Genomic DNA, 6,615 nt, shown 5'->3' with positions numbered 1-6,615 from the left:
GGATACTGGCACCATCCTTCCCGGCGGTGGGGCGTTCCTGGGGCCGGACGGCATCCGCAGCGTGCCCGGCGAGGTGCTCCTGCCTGCGGTGCAGGCGCGCTATGCCGTGATTCGCGCTCCCCTTGCGCCGGGCATGCGCCCGGAATTGCGCGAGGTTGACGCCGCCCTGCGCCTGCGCGTGCCTGAAGGCGGGGCTGGTGACGGCGTGGCCGTGGACCTCTTGCGCGACTGGTTGCGTGCCGTGGGTCGACGAAAACTTGCGCCCTGGCTGCACGGGCTGGCGGTGGAGCACGGATTCCACTACCAACGCTGTGTGGTGCGCATGCAGCAGACCCGTTGGGGCAGTTGTTCCGCCCGGGGCACCATCAGTTGCAATGCCAGCCTGCTGTTCCTGCCGCGCGAACTGGCCCGCCACGTGTTGCTGCACGAGCTTTGCCACACCGTGCACCTGGACCATTCATCACGCTTTCATGCCCTGCTGGACAAGGTGGACCCCGATGCCGCGCTGTGGCGAGAGGGGCTGCGCTCCGGGTGGTCGCATGTGCCGTGGTGGGCACGCTAGCACTGTACCCATTGCCCTGATATCTAATGACGCACATCGGCGTGGCCCCCGGCTGGGGGCCGCGCCTTCATTTTCATGGGGACAGCGTTGAGGCTGTGCCAGCCCGGAATTCCGCGCAAAAAAGGGAGGCGCCTTGCGGCGCCTCCCCGATGTGGCGAGCGTTGAAGTGGCCGGGGCCTACTTCATCACGGAGCCGGAAGCAGCCTGCTGCATCTTGACTTCGACCTTTTCGGTCAGGCCTTCGTAGTAGGCGCGCAGGATTTCCAGCACTTCGTCGCGGCCGAAGTGGTCGGCAACGGGGGCGCCGTCGGACAGGGCCTTGCGCAGCTTGGTGCCGGACAGGATGACCCGGTCTTCCTTGCCGTGCGGGCAGGTGCGCAGAGAGGCCATGCCGTCGCACTTGTAGCAGTAGAAGGTCCAGTCGATCTTCAGCGGGGTGCAGATCAGGGCCTTGCCGGGTTCGGGGCAGGCTTCGTTGACGTAGGGGATCTTGTCGAAGATGGTCTGGGCTTCGAACATGCCGTAGAAGTCGCCCACGCCAGCGTGGTCACGGCCGATGATCATGCGGTTGATGCCGTAGTTCTGGCGGAAGGTGGCGTGCAGCAGGCCTTCGCGGGGACCGGCGTAACGCATGTCCAGGGGGTAGCCGGCCTGGATGACGTTCTGCTTCACGAAGTACTTTTCGACCAGGGTGTCGATGCACTTCACGCGCACTTCGGCGGGAATGTCGCCGGGCTTCAGGGCGCCCACCAGGGAGTGGATGACCACGCCGTCGCACACTTCGATGGCGATCTTGGCCAGGAATTCATGCGAGCGGTGCATGGGGTTGCGCAGCTGCAGGGCGGCAACGTTGGCCCAGCCGCGTTCTTCCATTTCGGCGCGCAGTTCGGCGGGGCGCTTGTACACGCCGGCGAACTTGGTGGGGAAGTCACCTTCGGACAGCACCTTCACGGTACCGGCGACGTTGAATTCCTTCTGTTCCATGACCATCTTCACGCCGGGGTGGTCTTCGAGCGCCACTTCCCAGAACTTCTGGGAGTCGGGGCCTTCGCCCTTGAAGACGAGCTCGCATTCCCACTTCTTGTCGGCTTCGGTCATTTCGTAGATTTCTTCGACCTTCATGGTGGCGAAGGTTTCACCCTTACGCACCAAGGCCACTTCGTCGCCCACCTTGACGGCGGCGGCGTCTTCCTTGGAGATGTCCATGGTCACCGGCACGGGCCAGAAGGTGCCGTCGGCGGTGGTCATCTTTTCGCAGACGCTCTTCCAGTCGGCCTTCTTCATGAAGCCGTTCAGCGGAGAGAAGCCGCCGATGCCCATCATGATGAGGTCGCCCTTGGTGCGCGAGCTGATTTCGATCTGCTTCAGGCCGGCGGCCTTCTTGAGTTCGGCTTCGCGGGCAGCGCCTTCGAGCAGGCAGCAGACGAGGCCCTTGCCACCATGAGGGGGAACCAGCTTGGACATACCTTCCATCCTCCAAATGAATGTGTTGTTGCCATGGCGCGCCGCATCGGGGCGGCGGCGTACGAAAAAAGCTGTTCTCGTGCGAGAAGCATGCGGGAGCGGCGGTGCATTCGGGAGTGCATCTCGCCGTCCACGCATCCCTCTTGTGAAATATTTTACATAATGTCAAGCGGCAAATGGGAGAAAAGCGTCAGCCCGCTGATTTTGACTCGGTCAGGCCGCGCCCCATGCGGCACAGGGGCGACGGGGAATGGGCAAGGCCGGGGAGCTGGCGGCCATACCGGTGTTGGAATGGCGAGCAATGGCGGCAATGGGCCGGGAGGCGGTGTGCCCAGGCGTGGGGAGCGGGAGGCTGTTGGAGGAGGTGGCGTGTTGACGGGGGGGGCTCGCTGTATTGTTGCGGATATGCTGTTTTTCTGGGTGGTTGGTGATGGATTTCTCCGCGCCAGAAAAGACCGGCTGGGCATGCGGGTAGGGTTTGGCAAGTGTTGATGGCGCTCGCCGGGAGTGACGATTGTCCACCAATTTGGTTGTGATAAAATGACCAAGGAGGGGCAGGGGGGCTTCGTTTCTCACGGCCGAAAGGGGCAAGGCAGGGGCATCGGCACGGCAATCGGGGGCGGGCTCGGTGATGGGGTGTGTGCGGGATGCGCGCAAGGCATCATTCATATATATGTGTCTGGAGGGTGTCCGCTCACCGACCATGGGGCGGTTGCCGAGCAGGGGGCGGCAAAAGGTCCGTGCGGGCCACGCGTGTGGAAGGCAGTGCCGGGGGCGTGGAAAAAACTTGTCCATCGTGAGGAAAAGGAGTACACAAACTGGGTTCAGGACCATGGTGGGCGATTTTGCGGGGATGCTGGCTGCTGGAACCCCGCCCCACCGGAGCGCTTGCGGCGCGTCCGGTAGCCCGTGTGACCGTGTGTTCGGTGTGAACCTGCCCGTAGGTGATGGGCGGGTTCCGTATCATGTTGCTTGACAACGGTCAGGCGCTGGGCTATGCCCATGCGCCTTTACCGATTGTTTCCGATCCACTTTCACGGAGGAGCAGAATGCCCACTATCAACCAGCTCATTCGCAAAGAGCGCAAGGCAGTGCTGAAGCGGAAGAAGACCCCCGCTCTCCAGGCCTGCCCGCAGCGCCGTGGCGTGTGCACCCGCGTGTACACCACCACCCCGAAGAAGCCGAACTCCGCCTTGCGTAAGGTTGCCCGCGTGCGCCTCACCAACGGTATCGAAGTTACCGCCTACATTCCCGGTGAAGGCCACAACCTGCAGGAACACTCTGTCGTCATGATCCGCGGCGGCCGCGTGAAAGACTTGCCCGGTGTCCGCTACCACATCGTGCGCGGCACCCTCGACACTGCCGGTGTGCAGGATCGTCGCCAGGGCCGTTCCAAGTACGGCGCCAAGCGTCCCAAATAGCAAGGGAGTATTTCGATGCCTCGTAAAGGTCCCGTCCCCAGACGTGAAATTCTGCCCGATCCGGTGTACAACAGCCGGCTGGCCGCCCGTTTCATCAACCGCCTGATGTACGACGGCAAGAAGGGTGTGGCAGAAAAGTTGTTCTACAAGTCGCTCGAAACCCTGGGCGAAAAAACCGGCGAAGAACCCCTGAAGGCGTTCGAACGCGCCGTCGAGTCCGTGAAGCCGCACCTTGAAGTGAAGGCCCGCCGCGTTGGCGGTGCCACCTACCAGGTGCCCATGGACGTGCGCCCCGATCGCCAGGTCTCCCTGGCCATCCGCTGGCTGATCAACTATGCCCGCTCGCGTGGCGAGAAGGGCATGTCCGCGAAGCTTTCCGCCGAGCTCATCGATGCCTTCAACAGTCGCGGCGGCGCCGTGAAGAAGAAGGAAGACACCCACCGCATGGCCGAAGCCAACAAGGCCTTCGCCCATTACCGCTGGTAGGGCGCCGGAGTACCCATCGTGTCCAGAACCGTCCCCCTCGAACGGCAGAGGAACATCGGGATCATGGCCCACATTGACGCGGGCAAGACCACGACTACCGAGCGCATCCTCTATTACACCGGCGTTTCCCACAAGATCGGCGAAGTGCATGATGGCGCTGCTACCATGGACTGGATGGAGCAGGAGCAGGAACGCGGCATCACCATCACTTCCGCTGCCACCACGTGCAGTTGGAAAGACCACACCATCAACATCATCGACACGCCCGGCCACGTCGACTTCACCATCGAAGTCGAACGTTCGCTGCGCGTGCTTGACGGTGCAGTGGCCGTGTTCGACGCCGTCGCCGGTGTCGAGCCGCAGTCGGAAACGGTGTGGCGCCAGGCCAACCGCTACGGCGTTCCCCGCATCTGCTTCGTCAACAAGATGGACCGCATCGGCGCCAACTTCTTCCGTTGCGTCGACATGATGGTCGAGCGCCTGCGCGCGAAGCCCATCCCCATCCAACTGCCCATCGGCAGCGAAGACAAGTTCGAAGGCGTGGTCGACCTGATCAGCGGCAAGGCCATCAAGTTCGACAAGTCCAGCAAGGGCGTGGAGTTCACGGAAGAAGACGTGCCCGCCGACATGATGGACCTGTACCTTGAAAAGCGCCTCGCCATGGTCGAAGCCGTGGCCGAAGAGGACGAAGCCCTGCTCGAGAAGTACCTGGGCGGCGAAGAGCTGACCGAGGAAGAAATCATCTCGTGCGTGCGCAAGGCCACCATTGCCCGCAACATCGTTCCGGTGTTCTGCGGATCGGCCTTCCGCAACATGGGCGTGCAGCCGCTGCTTGACGCGGTGGTCGCCTTCCTGCCTTCGCCCCTGGACATCGAGCAGATGAAGGGCATGAACCCGGACAACGAAGAGGAAACCATCGTCTGCCCCTGCAGCGACAAGGAGCCTCTGGCCGGTCTGGTGTTCAAGCTGTTCTCCGACCCCTACATCGGCCACCTGTCCTTCTTCCGCATCTACTCCGGTTTCATCGAGTCCGGCATGACCGTGCTGAACTCGACCACCGGCAAGAAGGAACGCGTCGGCCGCCTGCTGCGCATGCACGCCAACAAGCGTGAAGAGATCAAGTGGGCGGGCGCAGGCGACATCGTGGCCGTGGTGGGTCTGAAGCAGGCCTCCACCGGTGATACCATGTGCGACGAAAAGCGCCCCGTGGTGCTCGAATCGCTGGATATCCCCGAGCCGGTCATCGAAGTGGCCATCGAGCCCAAGACCAAGGCCGACCGCGATGCGCTGTCCGCCGCCCTCGCCAAGCTGGCCAAGGAAGACCCGTCGTTCCGCGTGAAGGGCGACGAGGAAACCGGCCAGACCCTGATCGCGGGCATGGGCGAACTGCACCTTGAAATCATCGTCGACCGCCTGACCCGCGAGTTCAGCGTCAACGCCAACGTGGGCAAGCCTCAGGTTGCGTACCGCGAAACCATCACGTCTTCGTCCAAGTCGGACATGAAGCACGTGAAGCAGTCGGGTGGCCGTGGCCAGTACGGTCACGCGGTCATCGAGATCGAACCGAACCCCGGCAAGGGCTACGAGTTCGTGAACGCGATCACCGGCGGCGTCATCCCCAAGGAATACATCGCCCCGGTGGACAAGGGTATCCAGGACGCCATGAAGAGCGGCGTGCTGGCTGGCTTCCCCACCGTGGACATCAAGGTCACCCTGGTGTTCGGTTCGTACCACGACGTCGACTCCTCGGAGCAGGCGTTCTACGTGACCGGCTCCATGGCCATCAAGGACGCCATCCACAAGGCCTCGCCGGTTCTGCTTGAACCGATCATGGACGTGGAAGTGGTGACCCCCGACGAATACCTCGGCGACGTCATGGGCGACCTGAACGGCCGCCGCGGCCGCGTGCAGAACATGGAAGCCCGCGTGGGTTCCCAGGCCGTGCGTGCCCAGGTGCCGCTGTCCGAGATGTTCGGCTACGCCACCGACCTGCGTTCCAAGACGCAGGGCCGCGCCACCTTCTCCATGCAGTTCCACCACTACGAGCGGGTTCCGGCCCAGCTCGCCGAAGAAGTGATCAAGAAGAAGGGCTAGCCCTTCCTCTCGTGGAGAGCCGGAGCCATCGGTAAAGGACTCCGTAGAAATCAGAGCCCCGGGTGTTTGCCCGGGGCTCTTTTTTTTAGAAAATTCTTGACGGGGGCGGGTGGCTGGGGTATTGAACCCTCTCGCGCCGGTTCTCCGGTGTGAAAAACGTGATCCCCGAAGCTTCGGGGGCCCCTGTAACGGCAGGGGAAGGGCGGGTCGAGCCTGTCCTGATGCGTTTGGCGCAAGCCAAGCTTTGACAATTGCAGGCGTTACCGAATGCCGCAATTATGTCATGCCGTTCCAGTCCGTCGTTAACCCCTTGTTGGCGGGCTGTAAGGTACTGTACGTGCGGGGCGCTATGCGCCCTATTCGGTGACCCCTGTGGACCACCTGCACTCGCCGGAGCATGCTCCGGCCTGGGCCAGGCTGGCGACAACATGGGTGATCTTCCCGGACGGATACCGCGAATGCGGTGCCGCGCGGCGACGAGAAGGCCTTTGGGTGTGCCAGCCGGCTCCCCCCTCCCGCCTTTCTCCAAATCGCTCCGAACCCCCGAAGATCACGGCACCCCCGTCCCCCGCCGGACGGCAAGCCGCC

The 6,615-nt window shown here is 63.0% G+C and carries 5 protein-coding genes; 4 read left to right on the top strand and 1 reads right to left on the bottom strand.

The window, feature by feature from the left end:
• Window positions 1–562, top strand: a 562-nt coding sequence (locus FVW27_RS20550) for a M48 family metallopeptidase (protein WP_167128981.1), incomplete at its 5' end; no start/stop codon positions are given.
• Window positions 563–739: 177 nt separating this feature from the next.
• On the opposite strand, the gene sat is transcribed toward FVW27_RS20550, so the two are convergent.
• Window positions 740–2,026, bottom strand: a complete 1,287-nt coding sequence (gene sat, locus FVW27_RS20545; protein WP_167128977.1) for a sulfate adenylyltransferase — start codon at window positions 2,024–2,026, stop codon at window positions 740–742.
• A gap of 1,049 nt (window positions 2,027–3,075) precedes the next feature.
• Here sat and rpsL point away from each other — a divergent pair.
• Genes rpsL through fusA form a run of 3 tightly spaced genes read left to right on the top strand, consistent with a single transcriptional unit; the run spans window position 3,076 to window position 6,027 of the window.
• Window positions 3,076–3,447 (top strand): 30S ribosomal protein S12, encoded by a 372-nt coding sequence (gene rpsL, locus FVW27_RS20540; protein WP_007521010.1) that lies wholly within the window; start codon window positions 3,076–3,078, stop codon window positions 3,445–3,447.
• A gap of 15 nt (window positions 3,448–3,462) precedes the next feature.
• On the top strand, window positions 3,463–3,933 hold the full coding sequence (gene rpsG, locus FVW27_RS20535; RefSeq protein ID WP_012611244.1) for a 30S ribosomal protein S7: 471 nt from the start codon (window positions 3,463–3,465) through the stop codon (window positions 3,931–3,933).
• 18 nt (window positions 3,934–3,951) lie between these two features.
• Complete coding sequence (gene fusA / locus FVW27_RS20530; protein WP_167128974.1) at window positions 3,952–6,027, top strand: elongation factor G; 2,076 nt, start codon at window positions 3,952–3,954, stop codon at window positions 6,025–6,027.
• Window positions 6,028–6,615 lie beyond the last annotated feature (588 nt).

Origin of the sequence: Nitratidesulfovibrio liaohensis, from assembly GCF_011682075.1 — a bacterium.
Classification (GTDB): Bacteria; Desulfobacterota; Desulfovibrionia; order Desulfovibrionales; family Desulfovibrionaceae; genus Cupidesulfovibrio; species Cupidesulfovibrio liaohensis.
This window is presented reverse-complemented; position numbering and strand designations above follow the sequence as displayed.